This window comes from Geomonas azotofigens, assembly GCF_018919395.1.
GTDB lineage: Bacteria > Desulfobacterota > Desulfuromonadia > Geobacterales > Geobacteraceae > Geomonas > Geomonas azotofigens.
In genome coordinates this window covers 807,006-824,616 of record NZ_JAHLME010000001.1, presented here as the reverse complement: position 1 = coordinate 824,616, position 17,611 = coordinate 807,006, and the positions used below count along the sequence as shown (strand labels likewise).

At 64.8% G+C, this 17,611-nt stretch carries 11 protein-coding genes; 5 read left to right on the top strand and 6 right to left on the bottom strand.

The annotated features are described in order from the left end of the window. Positions 1–123: 123 nt before the first annotated feature. Positions 124–1,974 carry a cytochrome c3 family protein gene (locus tag KOL99_RS03650; protein WP_216509115.1) on the top strand — a complete coding sequence of 617 codons (1,851 nt, stop codon included), beginning with the start codon at positions 124–126 and terminating at the stop codon, positions 1,972–1,974. A 217-nt stretch (positions 1,975–2,191) separates the two neighbouring features. On the opposite strand, the gene priA is transcribed toward KOL99_RS03650, so the two are convergent. From priA to KOL99_RS03625, 5 genes are all read right to left on the bottom strand, one after another. Next, positions 2,192–4,450 (bottom strand): replication restart helicase PriA, encoded by a 2,259-nt coding sequence (gene priA, locus KOL99_RS03645; protein ID WP_216509114.1) that lies wholly within the window; start codon positions 4,448–4,450, stop codon positions 2,192–2,194. Between the two features lie 122 nt (positions 4,451–4,572). Continuing rightward, positions 4,573–5,760 carry an FprA family A-type flavoprotein gene (locus tag KOL99_RS03640; RefSeq protein WP_216509113.1) on the bottom strand — a complete coding sequence of 396 codons (1,188 nt, stop codon included), beginning with the start codon at positions 5,758–5,760 and terminating at the stop codon, positions 4,573–4,575. A 143-nt stretch (positions 5,761–5,903) separates the two neighbouring features. Continuing rightward, positions 5,904–7,244, bottom strand: coding sequence for a DEAD/DEAH box helicase (locus tag KOL99_RS03635; protein ID WP_216509112.1), 1,341 nt, complete (start codon positions 7,242–7,244; stop codon positions 5,904–5,906). Between the two features lie 451 nt (positions 7,245–7,695). Beyond that, positions 7,696–7,980 carry an HU family DNA-binding protein gene (locus tag KOL99_RS03630; RefSeq protein ID WP_216509111.1) on the bottom strand — a complete coding sequence of 95 codons (285 nt, stop codon included), beginning with the start codon at positions 7,978–7,980 and terminating at the stop codon, positions 7,696–7,698. A gap of 218 nt (positions 7,981–8,198) precedes the next feature. Beyond that, positions 8,199–10,697, bottom strand: a complete 2,499-nt coding sequence (locus KOL99_RS03625) for a penicillin-binding protein 1A (RefSeq protein WP_216509110.1) — start codon at positions 10,695–10,697, stop codon at positions 8,199–8,201. A gap of 409 nt (positions 10,698–11,106) precedes the next feature. On the opposite strand from KOL99_RS03625, the gene KOL99_RS03620 reads away from it, so the two are divergent. The 4 genes from KOL99_RS03620 to gdhA all read left to right on the top strand — a co-directional run bounded on the left by KOL99_RS03620 (position 11,107) and on the right by gdhA (position 16,629). Further along, a complete protein-coding gene (locus tag KOL99_RS03620) occupies positions 11,107–11,913 on the top strand; it encodes a triphosphoribosyl-dephospho-CoA synthase (RefSeq protein WP_216509109.1) in 807 nt (268 codons plus the stop codon). 132 nt (positions 11,914–12,045) lie between these two features. Then, positions 12,046–13,764 (top strand): DUF4388 domain-containing protein, encoded by a 1,719-nt coding sequence (locus KOL99_RS03615; RefSeq protein WP_216509108.1) that lies wholly within the window; start codon positions 12,046–12,048, stop codon positions 13,762–13,764. Positions 13,765–13,852: 88 nt separating this feature from the next. Next, positions 13,853–14,923, top strand: coding sequence for a type IV pilus twitching motility protein PilT (locus KOL99_RS03610; protein ID WP_216509107.1), 1,071 nt, complete (start codon positions 13,853–13,855; stop codon positions 14,921–14,923). Between the two features lie 356 nt (positions 14,924–15,279). After that, complete coding sequence (gdhA, locus tag KOL99_RS03605; protein ID WP_216509106.1) at positions 15,280–16,629, top strand: NADP-specific glutamate dehydrogenase; 1,350 nt, start codon at positions 15,280–15,282, stop codon at positions 16,627–16,629. Between the two features lie 183 nt (positions 16,630–16,812). Here gdhA and KOL99_RS03600 read toward each other — a convergent pair whose 3' ends face one another. Beyond that, entirely contained in the window at positions 16,813–17,472 is a 660-nt protein-coding gene (locus tag KOL99_RS03600; protein ID WP_216509105.1) for a YceH family protein, read from the bottom strand. Positions 17,473–17,611: the final 139 nt, after the last annotated feature.

Here is a 17,611-nt window from a genome sequence, read left to right as displayed (position 1 = left end):
CCTGCTTATTAATTGACGCTTTTTCAGTTGATTTATGAAGCCGCGCGTATTAAAGTAGGCGCCGTTGCGAGCGCCCCAATAGATTAAAGCGTTCTAAAACGATCCTAAATACAGGAGATTACAATGGTTCAAGTCTTCACACGCCTCATCCCGCTGCTACTGCTCCTAGCACTAGCCCGGCCCGGTTTCGCCGCACAGGGCCTGGCCATCGACCCGGCAACCTGCCTGGGCTGCCACGGCAACAAGATTTCCGCCGAGCAGATGGCCAATTCCGTACACGGCAAAAACGGTTGCACCAGCTGCCACATCGAGATCGTAGAGCTCGCCAAGCACATGAGGGGCGAGATCAAGGTGGGCAAGGTACAGTGCGTTCGCTGCCACAAGAAGGAAGCGGCCGAGCACGCCAAGAGTATCCACAGCGAGAAGGGCATCGGGTGCGCACAGTGCCACACCGACATGCACAGCCACACCTACTGGAACAAGGACAAGCGTAGGGTCATCGTCAAGTGCACCCAGTGCCACAAGGACGAGCGCGGCTTCAGCCAGTCGGTACACGGCAAGGGCGTCCTCGCCGGGAACCAGGATTCGGCGGCTTGCAACGACTGCCACAACCTGCACGAGATCAAGGCGCTTGGCGATCCGAACTCCAAGGAAAACCGGGAGTTCCACACCAAGGTCTGCCTCCGCTGCCACGCCGACGCGAAACTGGTCGAGCGCAACCACATCTCCGAAGTCGCCGTCAAGAGCTACATGGAGAGCTACCACGGCAAGAACTATCGCCTGGGCTACCCGGAAAAGGTCGCCGGCTGCGCCGACTGCCACACCGCGCACGCCATCCTGCCGTCCAAGGATCCGAATTCCTCGGTCAACCCGGCCAACCTGGTCAAGTCCTGCTCCAAGTGCCACGCCAAGGGGAGCATGCTCTTCACCAAGTTCTACGCCCACGGTGAGCACAACGACCGCGAGCGTTACCCGATCCTGTTCTACACCTTCATCGCGATGACCGGCCTGCTGGTCGGCACCTTCACCGTGTTCTGGATCCACACCCTGCTCTGGATGATCCGCGGCTTCGTGGAGAACCGTGAGAAGGCGGCGGCTCTCGAAGAGGGCGTCATCCTGCACCACGTACCCGAAGGGCACAAGCAGTACCGCCGCTTCAGAAGGGTCCACGTGTTCATGCACCTCCTGGTCATCATCAGCTTCCTCGGCCTGTCCCTCACCGGTCTGCCGCTGAAGTTCAGCGACCAGATCTGGGCCAAGTTCCTCATGGATCTCTACGGCGGCGCGCCGAACGCGGGCTTCTTCCACAGGGTCTGCGCCGGCATCACCTTCGTATACTTCGCCATGGCGCTGTCCATGAGCATCCACTTCCTGTTCATCAGGAAGGACATCAAGGGCAACCCGCTGCAGAGGCTCTTCGGACCTGACTCCCTCTGCCCGAACCTGCGCGACATCAGCGACGTGATCGGCATGGTCCGCTGGTTCTTCTTCAAAGGGCCGAAGCCGGCCTTCGAGAGATGGACCTACTGGGAGAAATTCGACTTCATCGCGGTCTTCTGGGGTATGTTCGCCATCGGCGGCTCCGGCCTGATGCTCTGGTTCCCCGAGTTCTTCGGCATGTTCCTGCCGGGTTGGGCCTTCAACGTGGCCACCATCATCCACTCGGACGAAGCGCTCCTGGCGACCGGCTTCATCTTCTCGGTCCACTTCTTCAACACCCACGGACGTCCGGAGAAGTTCCCGATGGACTTCGTCATCTTCAACGGCCAGATGTCCAAGCACGAGTTCGTCGAAGAGCGTGGCGATCAGTGGGCACGTTACGAGAAGGAAGGGATCACCGAGAAGTTCGCAGCCAAGAAGTCTTCCGGCATCTTCTACGACTTCTGCCTGAAAGCCTTCGGCTTCACCGCGCTGTTCATCGGCATCACCCTGCTGATGCTGATGATCTACGCCTTCATGCACCCGCACCACTAAGCGGCTGCTGAACCAGCAACAAAAAAGGGCCTCCCGATTCGGGAGGCCCTTTTTTTCGTTTTTGCGCCGGGCAGTAAAAACCCCTCCCCCTTTGGGAGAGGGGAAGGGGTGAGGGTGTTGCCGACTGCAGCAAAGTCACTCCTGGTCAGCGCCCTCACCCCGGCCCTCTCCCGGAGGGCGAGGGAGAGCTCGAGGGAGCGGCGACTCCGCCTGGAGCCTACAGCATATCCACCGGATCGACGTCGATGGTGAGGCGGACGGTGGAGGGGTGGCTGAAGCCGCCCCGGAAGTGGAACAGGAGCCGGTGCAGGTCGGCCCGCTCCACCCCCTTCAAAAGGATCTGCCAGCGGAAGCGGCCGCGCACCTTGCCCAAGGGGGCCGTGACCGGCCCGAGCACTTCCACCCGGAGCCGCGCCTCGCGCTTGATACGGCGCAACAGCGCCGCGGCCTCGTCGGCGACACCCTCTCCCTGCCCGGCGGCCACCGCCGAAAAGGTGAGCGCCGCCAGGTGCGCGAAGGGAGGGTACCCCACCTCCTCGCGGAAGGCGATCTCCTCGCGGTAGAAGCCGAGGTAGTCGTGGGCCACGGCGTGGGTCAGCGCGTAGTGCTCCGGCGCCAGCGTCTGCACCAGTACCCGCCCCGGCTTGTCGCCGCGCCCGGCCCGCCCCATCACCTGGGTCACCAGCTGGAAGGTGCGCTCGGCGCTGCGAAAATCGGGGAGGTGCAACGAGGCATCGGCGGAAAGGACCCCGACCAGGGTGACGCCGGGAAAGTCATGCCCCTTGGCGATCATCTGGGTGCCGATCAGGATATCCACCGTCCCTTCCTCCAGCTCCTTCAGGACCCGGGCGTGGCCGCCCTTGCCCCGGGTGGAGTCGCGGTCCATGCGGGAGACCCGCGCGTCGGGAAAGAGCTTCTGCACCTGGTCCTCGACCCGCTCGGTGCCACGCCCCAGGAGGGTGATGGCGCCGCTTTGGCAGTCGGGACAGCTGCTCGGGGGGAGCATGGTGAAGTCGCAGTAGTGGCAGACGTGCTTTCCCTTGATGCGGTGGTAAGTGAGGGTGACCGCGCAGTTGGGGCAGCGGAGCACGTGGCCGCAGGTCTCGCAGACCAAGTAGGTGGCGAAGCCGCGCCGGTTCAAGAAGAGCAGCGTCTGCCCCCCGGCGTCAAGGTTCTCCCCCATCGCCTCGACGAGTTCCGGCAGGAAGATATCCCCCTTGTGGTTGCGCGCGTCCAGCATCTTCGTTTCCGGCATGGGGAGGTCGCGCACCCGGTCCGGGAGGCTCAGATAGCCAAGGCGTCCGGTCTGGGCGGCATGGTAGCTGGTGACGAGCGGCGTCGCCGACCCCAAAAGCACAACGGCCTTGCCGAGCTTGCCGCGCACCAGCGCCAGGTCGCGGGCGTTGTAGCGCACCCCCTCGGACTGCTTGTAACTCCCCTCGTGCTCCTCGTCGACGACGATGACCCCGACGCGTTCCAGCGGTGCGAACAAAGCGGAGCGGGCGCCGATGACGATGGAGGCCTCGCCGCGCCGGATACGGCGCCATTCGTCGAAGCGCTCCCCGTCGGAGAGTCCGGAGTGCAGCACGGCGATGCCGCAGTCGAAGCGCCGCTTGAAGCGCCCGACCAACTGCGGCGTCAGGGCGATCTCCGGAACCAGCACCAACGCGCTCTTACCCGCCGCGAGCGCCACCGCGATCGACTGCAGGTAGACCTCGGTCTTGCCGCTGCCGGTGACCCCGTGCAGCAGAAACGGAGCGAACTCCCCGGTAGCGAGTGCAGTCGTCACCTTGGCCAGGGCCTCGGCCTGGGCCGGGTTGAGGGGTAAGGGGCCGTCATGGCCGTACTCCTTGGCCTTGAACGGATCGCGGTACACCTCGCGCTGGGAAAGGCGCGCGGCGCCCAGTTCGACCAGGCGCCCGAGCTGAGTCGTGCAGGGGCCGAAACGCTCCCTGAGCTGCGGGCCGGAGCACTCCCCCACCTCCAGGAGGTATTCCAGGATCTCGAGCCCCTTGCCCCGGGGGCGCGACGCGCAGTCCGGGACCGCCGTGTAGACCCGCTCGGTGCGCACGTTCTTGCCGCCGGCCAGGTACTCCTTGAGCACGGGGGTGCCGTCCTCGGCCTGCTCACAGCGGTAGCGGCTCACCAGGTTGATCCCTGCCGGGAGCGCCATCTTGATCACCTCGCCCAACGGGTGCAGGTAGTAGCCGGCGATCCAGCGGTAGAATTCGAGCTCGGCGGCGGTGAAGAGCGGCTCCTCGTCGAGGATCTCGAGTACTTCCTTCAGTTCGCCCGCGCCGGGCGCGTCGGCGTCGCCGAGGAGGTAGCCGGTCACCTTGCGCCGCCCGAAGGGGACCAGGACGCGCTTGCCGGCCAGGGCCGCAGCGGAAAGACGCTCGGGCACCAGGTAGTGGAAGCTTCCCTCCAGGGGGAGGGGGATGGCAACCTCTACGATGTGCTGGCTGATTGTCTGCATGGAGTAGAGTGGGTGGTACGGTGAGAGGGGGGCAGGAGAGCAGAGGGGGATCGAACGCCGCCCCCCGCCCGCCCTGCGGGCACCCTCTCCCGGCGGGAGAGGGGCCTGGGTAAAGACAGGCGTTACTTTTTCAGGACCTCTTCGGCCACGGCGCGCCCCAGCGCCTCGCACTCGGCGAGAATCTCGGGCTTGGGCATGAAGGGGGAGCGGATCAGCGGCGCCGGGAGCTTGAAGTTCATGCTCTTCAGCCGCTCCTCGGCCATGCGGCAGGCCTCGCCGGACCAGCCGTAGCTGCCGAAGACACCGCCGATGTTCCCCTTGAGGCTCACGGTGGAGAGGTAGGCGAGCACGTCCCACATCGGCTTGGGGATGTCACGGTTGATGGTCGGCGTGCCGAAGATGAGGCCGTCGCACTCCTCCATGAGGTCCCGGATGTCGGCGACGGAGGCGTGGTTGATGTGGCACAGCGTGACGTGGACGCCGGCGTCGCCGACCCCCTTGGCCACCGCCTCGGCCATCTGCTCGGTGTTGCCGTGCGGGGAGATGTAGAAGATGGCGACACGGCGCCCGGCGGCCTTGGGCTGGGACCACTTCTGGTACAGCTCGATGGCCTTCCTGGCATCGCTGCGGTAGACCGGGCCGTGGCTCGGGCAGAGCATCTTCAGCTCGATGCCGTCGAGCTTGGCCACCGCCTGAAGGATGCGCTCCTTGAAGGGACGCATGATGCAGTCGAAGTAGAAGCGGGTCTCGCCGGAGAAGTCGGGGCACTCGTCGGCAAACAGCCCCTCCGGGGAGTAGTGCGAGCCGAAGGCGTCGCAGGAGAAGAGGACCTGGTCCTCTTCCAAGAGCGTGAACATGGTGTCCGGCCAGTGCAAAAAGGGAGCGGCGATGAAGCTCAGGGTGCGCCCCCCCAGGTCGATCCGGTCGTTGTCCTTGACGATGCGGGACTCGAACGGGACGTGGATCTGGTTGCCCAGGAAGGTGCGCGCCGCCTGGCTGGAGACCACGGTCGCCTTCGGGCAGTGCTTCAGGAGCTGGGCCAGGGAACCGGAGTGGTCCGGCTCGGAATGGTTCACCACGATGTAGTCGACGTTGGCCGGATCGGTGATGGAGCGGATCTTTTCCAGGAACTCGTCGAAGCGCTTGGCCTTGACCGTGTCGATGATGGCGATGTGGGACTCGCCCTGCACCAGGTACGAGTTGTAGGTGGTACCGTACTGTGTGGGAAAGAGGTCGTCGAAGACGGTGAGGCTGGGGTCCTTGACCCCGATCCAGTGGAGACCCTTCCCAAGTTCAACTGCTGCAGACATCTGCTACCCCCTTCGTATCTCTCATGGCTGCCGGAAGCCGGCGGCGCTCAGTCGCAAGCGGCCCCCGAGGCGGGACGCCTGGGGGCCGTTGTATACACAGGTGCAAACGATACCAAAACCAACGACTTAAAGCAAGGAAAAGGCTAGTTTCCCGCGCCGCCTCTGCCGCGACGGTACTCGACAACCGGCTGGGCGTCGCGCCGGCCGGTGGCCGGTCCCGGGCGTCCGCTCTGGCCGGGGCGCCCACCCTGGGCGGGACGGCCCTTGGGAGCGAACCCTTTCTTGCGCGGGTCGAAGCCGGGGCGTCCCTTGCGGGCGCCGGGGCCGGAGTTGTTCCTTCTCAGGGGGCGGGTCGGCTCGAGCCCCTCGATGACGTGCTGGGGGAGCGGCTTGCCGGTCAGGCGCTCGATGCGATCCAGGTAGGCGACCTCGTTCATGGAGCAGAACGAGATGGCGATGCCGGTAGCGCCGGCGCGGCCGGTGCGGCCGATCCTGTGCACGTAGTCCTCGGCGAACTTGGGGAGGTCGAAGTTGATCACGTGGCTGATGCCGGAGACGTCCAGGCCGCGGGCGGCGACGTCGGTGGCGACCAGGAGCCGCACCTTGCCGCGGCGCATGTTGGTGATGGTCTTGTTGCGCGCCCCCTGCGACATGTCGCCGTGCAGCGCGGCGGCGGCGTGCCCCTGCGAGTAGAGCTCGAAGGCGAGCTGGTCGGCGTCCTTCTTGGTGGCCGAGAAGATGATCGCCTTGGTGACGCTGGCGTCGGCAACCAGGTGCTGCAGTATGCGGTTCTTGTGGCGCATGTCGTCGGTCACGTGCAGACGCTGCTCGATCTGGAGACTGGTCACCTGCTGGACGTCCACCGCGACGCGGACCGGGTCCTTGAGAAGACGCTGGGCGAGCTTCGCCATGGCGTCGTCCATGGTGGCGGTGAAGAGCAGGGTCTGGCGCTCGGCCGGCGCGGCGGCGGCGATGCGGTCCACGTCCTCGGAGAAGCCCATGTCCAGCATGCGGTCCGCCTCGTCCAGCACCAGCATCTCCAGGCGCGAGAAGTTGATGGAACGGCGGTCCAGGTGGTCGATCAGTCGGCCGGGGGTGGCCACGATGATGTCGACCGGGCTGGAGAGGAGCATCATCTGGTCGCGATAGGGCATCCCGCCCAGGATGGCGCCGCAGCGCACCCGCATGAACTTGCCGTAGGTCCTCACCGCGTCCACCACCTGGATGGCCAGTTCGCGGGTCGGCGTCAGCACCAGGATGCGCGGCCCCTTGCCGCGGACCGGGGAGGGGACCAGCAGGCGCTCCAGGGCGGGCAGGACGAAAGACGCGGTCTTGCCGGTGCCGGTCTGGGCGCTGCCGATCAGGTCGCGGCCGGAAAGCGCCAGCGGGATCGACTCTGCCTGGATCGGGGTCGGCTCGGTGTAGCCGCAGGCGTTGATTGCTTTGATGAGGGGGGCGGAGAGGTTCAGGGTTTCAAAAGACATGTGTTTCCTTTTCTCCCTCGGGCAAAATAAGGCCGCGCTCGCGTCCCGGACATCCCCAGGGGACGGACGCGGCTCTTTGCTCAAGGGTGCTAAAATGTGGGGCGTGCCAAACCCGCCGCGACAACGATTGTCGCAGGCTTAGCTGAAATTAAACTCGGCAACACGCCATATGACCGGCAAACCATACATCGTCGCCAACCAATTAGCTGCTGCCGCATTTCTCGTGGGGATAAACCTGAATGCGAGGGGTTGGATCGATGGGAGGGGCGTTGGCCCCGGTGCAACTGATGTCAGTCAGGCGAACAGCTTTACTACATGCGCCCGACAAAGGCAAGTTTTTCTTTTCACGTATACGTTTACAAGAGAAAACCCCGCTTTGGGGGCGGGGTTCTCTTGCGTGCCGGAGACGTAGCAACAGTCGTGGAGGGGCACGTCGCTGGCTGGTCCGAGACTACTTCTTCTTGGTCGCGATGGCGTCTTTCAGGGCCTTGCCCGGGCGGAACTTGGGCACCTTGGCTTCGGCGATCTTGATCTCCTTGCCGGTCTGCGGGTTCCTGCCGGTACGAGCCTGGCGGCTGGCCACTTCAAAGCTGCCGAAGCCTACCAGCGTCACCCTGTCGCCCTTCTTCAGCGCACCGCTCACGGTGGAGATGAATGCACCGACGGCCTTCTCGGCTGCGGCCTTGGGGATGTTTGCGGACTTCGCCACTGCTTCGACCAGTTCTGCTTTAGTCATGTGAGACCCTCCTTGGCTGGATTAAATTAACGCCACTATAATCATATATTCGTAATTTGCAAGGGTTTTCTTGAACCCGGCTCCATTTTATCCGCGACTGGAGCGGTTCTAGCCCGTTTTTGACGCCTCGATCCGCTCCTGGCAAGGCTTTACGGCGAACCGTTTCGGCGGCCGAAACAAGCAGGGCGGCTGCCAAATTATGGTGCAATAACGAGGTGTTACGGTGCAGAAACCGCCTCAGCCGCTGGTTCCGCGCCGTAACTGGTCGGCTCGGTACCCGAGACGAAGCATTCCTGCACCGCGCCCGGGGTCCCTTCCTTGGCCAGGTGCCCGTTACGCGGGTCGATCAGGGCGAAAGTGACGTTGCCCGGGGTCGGGAACGACTTCACCGGAACGCCCGACAGGGCCCGCTGCATGAACTCGGTCCAGATGGGAGCCGCCGCCTGTCCGCCGGAACCGCCGGCGCCGAGGCTGCGCTCCTGGTCATACCCCACCCAGACACCCGCCACCAGCTGCGGCACGTACCCCACGAACCAGGCGTCCTTCATGTCGTTCGTGGTCCCCGTCTTGCCCGCCACCGGGCGTCCCAGGGCGCGCGCCCTGCCGCCGGTCCCGCTGGAGACGACGCTTTGCATTAGGTTGGTCATGATGAAGGCGGTCTCGGGGGGGATGACCGGGATCACGCCACCGGTCGCCTCGGTGAGTACCGGCTGCCCCGGCTGCGGCACGGCCGGCGGGACCTTCCCTTCCTCCCCTTCCGCTTCCGCCGGCGCATCGGTCGCGGTGGCGCTGGACATCTGGCCGAACACCGGCACCTTGGGCTCCTGCACCTCTTCCAGCACGTTGCCGTCGCGGTCCAGAACCTTGGTGACGAAGTAGGGGGTGGTGCGGTAACCGCCGGAGGCGAAGACCGCGTAGGCGCTGGTCAGCTCCATCGGGGTGACGCTGGACGAGCCCAGGGCCAGGGTGAGGTTGCTGGCCAGGGGCGAGGTGATGCCGAGCTTCTTGGCGTAGTCGATGGCGGTGCCGACCCCGATCTGCTCCAGGATCTTGACGCTGACCACGTTGATGGAGTTGGTGAGCGCCTCGCGCATGGTGACCGGCCCGCGGTAGACGTTGTCGTAGTTCTTGGGCTTCCAGGCCTTGTCGCCGCCGCTTTCGTACTCCACCTGGGAGTCGTCGATGATGCTCGCGGTGGTCATGCCGTGCTCCAGGGCCGCCGCGTAGATGATCGGCTTGAAGGCGGAGCCCGGGTTCCTCTTCGCCTGCATGGCGCGGTTGAACTGGCTCTTCTTGTAGTCGTAGCCGCCGACCATGGCGCGCACGCCGCCGGTCATCGGGTCGATGGCGATCAGCGCCGCCTGCGCCTCGGGGACCTGGTCCAGCGCGAACACGGCGCCGGTGCGGTTCTTGTCCGGCTCCTTCACCTGCAGCTCGAGCACCGCGCCCAGCCCGATCGCCCTCTTGGCCTGGGGCTTGCCGTAGCTGTTGACGAGCTCCACCTTGCCGGCCCAATCCATGTTCTTCCTGGAAAGCGTCCCGGTGCGGTCGCCGACGCGGACGGTGAGCTCGTGCTTCGCCGGGTCGACCCCGGTCACCACGCCCTGGTACACCGCCCCCTGCTTCAGGGAGAGCTCGTCGATGTCATCCTCGACCTTCTTGCAGAAGGGCTCCACCTCCGCCTCGGCGAGGTACCTGGCGGCACCGCGGAAACCCTGGCGCTTGTCCACAGCTTTCAGGCCGTTCACCACGGAGTCGTAAGCCGCCCTCTGCATCTCGGCGTTCATGGTGGTGTAGATTTTCAGGCCGTCCTTGTACAGGCGCTCCTCGCCGTACTTCTCGACCAGCTGCTGCCTGACCTGCTCCAGGAAGTAGGCCGACTGCTCGGCGTTCACCTTCTTGAGGGGCTGGATCACGATCGGGGTGGCCTTGGCGTAGTCCGCCTCCGCCTGGGTGATGTACCCTTCCTTCACCATCCGCTCCAGGACGTACCCCTGGCGCTCCTTGGCCCGCTCCAGGTGCTTGATCGGGGAGTAGCTGTTGGGGGCCTTGGGGAGCCCGGCCAGCATGGCCATCTCGGCCAGGTTCAGCTTGTCGACTTCCTTGCCGAAGTAGGTCTCGGCCGCCAGTTGCACGCCGTAGGCGCCGGCGCCGAGGTAGATCTGGTTCAGGTAGATGTAGAGGATCTCGTCCTTGGTGAGTCGCTCCTCCATCCGCTTGGCGAGGATCGCCTCCTTGAGCTTCCTCGAGAACTTCTTCTCCGGGGTAAGCAGCATGGACTTCGCCACCTGCTGGGTGATGGTGGAGGCCCCTTCCTTCTTGCGCATGGAGATCAGGTTCTTCACCGCGGCCCGGGCGACGCCGACGTAGTCGATCCCCTTGTGCTGGTAGAAGTTGGAATCCTCGGCGGCCACGAAGGCCTGGATCAGCCGCTTGGGCATCTTGTCCACCGGCACCACGGTGCGCCGCTCCAGGTAGAACTCGCCGACCAGGGTTCCGTCCTGGCCGTAGACCTGCGACAGGATGGGGGGACGGTAGTCAGCCAGACGGTCGACCTTGGGGAGCGCCCCCAGGAGGTAGAAAAAGTAACCGAGAAAGGCCAACAGCATGAGGGTGGAGCCGCCGGCAGCGCCCCAGAGCAGGTACTTGAGGGTCGGGATGGGTGCTTTTTTCAACCTGCGCTGCGGCTGTCGCGGCTGCGCCTTGTAAATTTCCATTGCGAGAGGGTCTCCAATCGGGTTGATGCGTGCGCTGGATCATGGCCTGGCATACCCGGAAGGCCGATGGTCGGGGAGGCGGGAAGCTCCTGGGGCCCCTGCGGCAAGGGTAGAGCTGGACGGGAATCTGCGGTGCATCGTGGTTGTGGCGCGCCCGGAAGCCGGGCGCCAAGACGCAGAGTATCCCAGATTGCTATAGTAATTCAAGGTTATTATGCTCATACCGGCCCGCCCCCTGCTCCCCGTGGGGCCGCCCCCTTCACCCCCCGGCGTGCCGCGGACTCGCGGCGCGGGAGCCGCCCCAGCCGCTTTATCCCTTTATAATGTATACACATTCTCCTCCACGGCCAAAAAATGCTATCATGCCCCGACATTATCACGACCGGACCCCGGGAGCCCGACCCAAGACATGACCAGCTACCTCCCCAGACTCGCCAAAGACCTCGTGCGCGGCGCCTTCATGGAGCTCTACCTGACCCCGAAACCGGGTCTCGTGGACCTCTGCGACTGCGGCGCCCATCCCGACCTCTCCGTGCCCCGCATGGAAGCGTCGCTGAAGATCGTCTCCCTGTACCTCATGGATCTTTGCGACGCGGTCCTCTCGGGGGAAGACCTGGCGGCGCGGGTGCGCCTTGGCGTCGCGGCGGAACGCGCGGTACAGCGGGCGGTGGGCAGCAGCTGTCACAAGGGGTACATCTTCCTGGGCGGCCTGGTCCTGTGCGCCAGCGCCTGCGCCCCCGGCCGCGACGAGGCGAGCCTGCGCTCCTCCATCGCCGGCCTGGCCGAGCTCTTCTTCGAGCACGGCGAACCGGGGTCGGCACACCGGGTACGCAACCGCTTCCAGGGAGGGGGGATCCGGGAGGAGGCCTTGGCGGGCCTGCCCAGCCTCTTCGACGAAGCCCTCCCCGTCTACCGGCGCGAACTGGCCGGCGGCGGCAACCGCGGCAGCGCCGTCTTCGCCATGATGGGACGGCTGATGCAGACGGTGGAGGACAGCACCACGCTGCGCAGCGGCGGCCGCAGCGGCCTGAAGACGGTACGCGAGGACGGACGGCTCCTGGAACGGATGGTCGCGCAACGCGACGATTTCATTGCCTTCCTCGCCCAGCGCAACGCCCACTACGTGAGCCGCAGCCTCACCATGGGAGGGGTCGCCGGCCTGCTCGCCCTCGCCCTCGCCTGGCTCAGCCACACCGGGGAACTGGAGGCCGCCTAGCCTCCGCTACCCGCTCTTCCATTTCTCCAGCAATTCCGGTTTACTTACCCCCGGGCGCATGTTAGAATCTCCCCCGCTTGACCCGCTTGACCCGCTCCACCTCACCCACCACAGGCAGACAAGGGTACCGGCATGTCCTTTGAAGGCGATTTAGAGCACCTTCCCTTAGTGGATGTCATCCAGCTGCTGCACCAGACCGGCAAGACCGGCACCCTCACGCTGAAAGGCGCCAAGGGGGAGAGCCAGCTCGTCTTCCGGGACGGATTCATCGTCAGCGCGAACCACGTCAACAATTCCATCCGCATCGGCCAGGTCATGCTGGACATGGGCCTCTTGAGCCGCGAGGCGCTGGAGAAGACCCTTATCGAGCAACGCGACGCCGGCGAGGACCGCAAACCGATCATCCAGATGCTGATCGAGAACGGCACCGTGCAGACCCAGGCCGCCTACCAGGGGCTCGAGGCGCTCATCGAGATGACCATCGTCGAGGTGCTCACCTGGACCAGGGGGACCTTCTGCCTCGACGTCGACAAGATCGTCGTCTCCGACGAGTACCGCTACTTCCCTGAAAAAAACAACCAGCAGATCAACCTGAACACGCAGAGCATCCTCATGGACGCCCTGCGCATCTACGACGAGCGCAAACGCGACGGCACCCTCACCCCCGAGTCCATCTTCGGCAACATGGCCCCTCCCGAAGCGCCGCAGCGCGGCTCGGCAGCCGATATTTCCGCCGCCGACCTGGGGCTGGAGGAACTGGAGGGGCTGGAGCGCCGCATCCCCACCTTCTTCTCGGCGCTCCAGGAGGAGGTCGCTGATACCGCCGCCACCCGGCTGCAGGGGGAACTGGCGGGGATCCCGTCCAACGAGCAACAGGAGCTGTTCCGCTACCTCGAGCAACTCTCCGGCCGGACCCCGTCAGCGGAGAGCAACCTCGGCGTCGTCCTTTTGACCTCGGCCAAGCTGATGCGCGAGTGCTGCTCCGCGGTCTGCGGACCGCGCTTCATTTGCGCCACCGACGACCCCGACCAGCTCGACCCCGTCCTGGACCAGGCCCTGTCCCGGGAGAAGTCCCCGCTGCTGCTGCTCGACGCGGGAGAGCCCTCGGCGAGAGGCGGCCGTGACCTGGCCACGTTGCTGGGTCGACTCAGGGAGCGCTTCCCCGACCTCCCCATCGCCCTGCTGGTCACCCCGGCGGACTATCCGCTGGCCGCCGCCGCCCAGGAAAAGGGGGTATCCGCGCTGCTCCCCCGCCCCAGCCGCGACCAGCGCCCCGACACCTTCATCTCCGATACCATCGACAGCTGCCGGGCGCTCGCCGCCTACCTGGACCGTGACCACGGCAAGCCGGCGCAGGACCAGTCCGGCAAGTTCCGCAACCAGTTCCTCACCCTCGCCGAGCAGCGCGACCCACCCGAGGTGACCTTCGCGCTGCTGCAGGCCGCCTGCGGCGTCTTCCGCCGGGGCGTCACCCTCGTGGTGGTGCGCTCCGAACTGATCGCCGAGCGGGCACTCGGCGTGGGCACGGCCGGCACCGTCACCTCCGTGAAGCTGCGCCTGGCCCCACCCGCCGAATCGCTGTACCAGCGCGCCCTCAACGGCGAGATCTGCTACGGCGACGCGGACGAGGCGCTGCGCGACACCATGTACGGGGCCATCGGGGCGCCGTTGAGCAGCAAGGCGCTGCTCCTGCCGGTGAAAAGTTTCGGCCGGGTCATCGCCGTCATCTACGCCGACTTCGGCCAGGGGACCGGCACCGACCCGCAGCTGCCGCTGCTGGAGGTCCTGTCCCAGCACGCCGGCCTGGTGATCGACAACATCCTGTACCGCAAGCGTTGCGCCCAGAAGTAGGGCGCGCGCCCCACGCGGGGGCTTGGCGCCCCGACAAGAAGAGCCGTCCGCCATTCATTTCAATCTGCCGGAGCAAGAGAGGGACAGCATGGATGCCAAGATTTTCGTCCAGATTCTGGAAATAGCCTTCAGCAAGAAGGTTTCCGACGTGCATTTCGAGGTCGACAACCCTCCCTTTTTCCGCGGCAAGGGGCAGATCATCCGTTCCAAGCTCCCCAACCTCGGCCCCGAGGACACCGAATTCATCGCCGCACAGATCCTGACCCATAACGGCCGGCGCTGGGAGCCGGACCAAAAGGAGTTCGACACCTCCTTCTCCCTCCCCAGCGGTGCGCGCTTCCGCGTCAGCATCTTCAAGCAGCGCGGCCACTTCGGCATCATCATGAGGGTCATCCCGGCGCACATCGGCACCTTCGATGAGTTGCGCCTGCCGCCGGTCCTGGGTGAGATCGTCAAGGCCCCCAACGGGCTCATCCTGGTCACCGGCCCGACCGGCAACGGCAAGTCGACCACGCTCGCCTCCATGCTGCGCTACATCAACGAGAACTTCAGCTACAACTGCATCACCATCGAGGACCCCATCGAGTTCCTGTTCCAGTCGGAGAAGAGCTGCATCATCCAGCGCGAGGTCGGCCTCGACACCGACAGCTTCAGCTCGGCGCTGAAGGCGGCGCTGCGCATGGACCCGGACCTGATCATGGTGGGCGAGATGCGCGACACCGACACCATCGAGTCCTGCCTGATGGCCGCGGAAACCGGGCACCTGGTGATGTCCACCCTGCACACCCAGGGGGCCGTCTCCACCATCAACCGGATCGTCGGCCACTTCCCCCCCGACGCGCAGGAGATCGTCAGGCAGCGGCTCGCCGACATCCTGGTGGCCACCGTCTCGATCCGCCTGGTGATGAACAAGACCGGCGAGGCCATCATCCCGGTGCTGGAGATCATGCGCGCCACCACGACCATCCAGAGCTGCATCCGCGAGGGACGCCTGGACGAGATCGAGGCGCACATGGAGAACGGCCGCAGCCAGTACCAGATGCAGACCCTCGACCAGCACCTGATCCAGCTGCACGAGCAGGAGCAGATCACCATGGAGGAGGCCAAACGCCTGTCCCACTCCATGGACCTGGAGCGCAAGCTCATGTTCACCAACTAGAACCCAGGCACCAAAGTAACTGGGGATCACGGCCCGCACCGTGGTCCCTTTTTTTGCGCCCCGCACCGCCGCCCCGCCCCTTTGTGTACTCATTGACATTAAACAGAGTACAAAATGTAATTCACCGAACCGTCACTGATTAATTTATCAGCAGCCCGGCAACCGCAAAGCCGCCCCGTCTTGCCAACAAAACCGGCATCATTCCTGACATTGCACATTTAATACTCACAAGTGCCTAAAAATGGTTCACGACGTGCATATAGCTGCATCATATTTCAGCACGCCGCCAGCCCCAACCCCGGCGTGACTGGTGAAAGAGTGGTCAACCCGCTCCTACAATGCTCAAAGGAGGATGTATGTCGCCGCAGATTGACGAGAAAGTAGAGCCGATTTTCCAGGAAGTACTGAAGAGAAACCCGGGCGAGGTCGAATTCCACCAGGCGGTGCGCGAGGTGCTGGAATCGCTGGGACCGGTGCTGGTGAAGCACCCGGAATTCGCGGAACGCAAGATCATCGAGAGGATCTGCGAGCCGGAGCGCCAGATCATCTTCAGGGTGCCCTGGCAGGACGACGCCGGCAACGTGCACATCAACCGCGGTTTCCGCGTTGAATTCAACAGCTCCCTCGGCCCCTACAAGGGGGGCCTGCGCTTCCACCCCTCGGTCTACCTCGGCATCATCAAGTTCCTGGGCTTCGAGCAGATCTTCAAAAACTCCCTCACCGGCCTCCCCATCGGCGGCGGCAAGGGGGGTTCCGACTTCGACCCCAAGGGCAAATCCGACAACGAGATCATGCGTTTCTGCCAGAGCTTCATCACCGAACTGTACCGCCACCTGGGCGAGCACACCGACGTGCCGGCCGGCGACATCGGGGTCGGCGGACGCGAGATCGGCTACATGTTCGGCCAGTACAAGCGCATCACCAACCGTTACGAGCCGGGCGTGTTGACCGGCAAGGGGCTCGACTGGGGCGGCTCCCTGGTGCGTACCGAGGCCACCGGCTACGGCGCCACCTTCTTCGTCGACGCCATGCTCAAGGTGCGCAAGGATTCCTTTGAGGGTAAGACCTGCTCCGTCTCCGGCTCCGGCAACGTGGCCATCTACACCATCGAGAAGATCCACCAGCTGGGCGGCAAGTGCATCACCTGCTCCGACTCCAACGGCGTCATCGTCCACGAGAAAGGGATCGACCTCGATCTGGTCAAGCAGCTGAAGGAAGTCGAGCGTCGCCGCATCGAGGACTACGCCAAGTACCACAAGGACGCCAAGTACATCGCCAACGGCAACATCTGGGAAGTCCCCTGCCAGGTGGCCATGCCCTCGGCGACCCAGAACGAGATCAACGGCAAGGACGCCGCCACCCTGGTCAAAAACGGCTGCATCGCCGTGGGCGAAGGGGCCAACATGCCGACCACGCCGGAAGGGGTCAAGGTGTTCCTCGAGGCGGGCATCGCCTACGGCCCGGGCAAGGCTGCCAATGCCGGCGGTGTCGCCACCTCCGCGCTGGAGATGCAGCAGAACGCCTGCCGCGACGCCTGGACCTTCGAATACACCGAGCAGCGCCTGGCCCAGATCATGAAGAACATCCACGATACCTGCTACGAGACCGCCGCCGAGTACGGCACTCCCGGCAACTACGTGAATGGCGCCAACATCGCCGGCTTCATCAAGGTCGCCAAGGCAATGGTTGCCCACGGCCTGATCTAGTCACGCCGTAGGATCTGCAAAAACGAAGAAGGCTCGACCGGATGGTCGAGCCTTCTTTTTTGTTCCTTCGTGGACGATGAAAGCCTGCACTACACCCGTCCACGAAGCGCTGCTGAAGGTGGCGCGTCCCCCTTTTGGAAGGGGGACAGGGGGATTTGCCCTGGTCGGAGGTGTCGAGCCGACTTACGAGAAGGCGGCCAGCAGTTCCTCCACTTCCCGGCGCAGTTCGCCTATCTCGTCACGCAAGGCGCCAACCTCTTGCTCCAGGTGCTCCAGCCGCTCGTTTCCCGCTCGGGGTCGCGACGCCGGGGCGGCGCTCCACTGCTCCGGCTCCTCCTCGGGAAGCTCCGGCATCCCCGCGAAGACCTGGGCGTAGCGCGGCTCTTTGCGCCCGGGCTGGCGCGGCAGCCGCACCACCAGGGGAGGGCCATGCTGCTGCAGCTTGAGCAGGATATCCTCGACCGCCGCCAGGTCTCCGACCTCGACCATGCGCTCGCAGCGACCGCGCAGCTCCGCCGCCGTCTGCGGCCCGCGCAGCATCAGCTCGGCGAGCACCGCCCGGGCCGGTGCAGCCAGCCCCAGCTTGTCAGCCATGGAGTGAACGTACTTGCCGACCCGCCCACCGGTGGTGGTGAGGCGCGCCAACCCGCGGCCGCCCAAGGCTTCCAGGCCGCGCTGCAGCTCCGCTTCGGACAGGCTCAGCACCGGATCCCGATTCGACTTTTGGTTGCAGGCGGCGGCGAGCGCGTTCAAGGTGAGCGGGTAGGACTCCGGCGTGGCCAGTTCCTTCTCCATCAGACACCCCAGGACCCTGATCTCCAGGTCGCTCAGATTCATTCTCATCGGCTGCTCCTTTTCGAAAAAATCGCGTCCGGCGCTACCGCGGCCACAGGTGCTCCGGACGGCCACGGTACTTTATCAGATGACATGCCGATTCGGAAAATGTATTATGTAGCGGAATTGCGTTCCGGTCGGCAGCCGT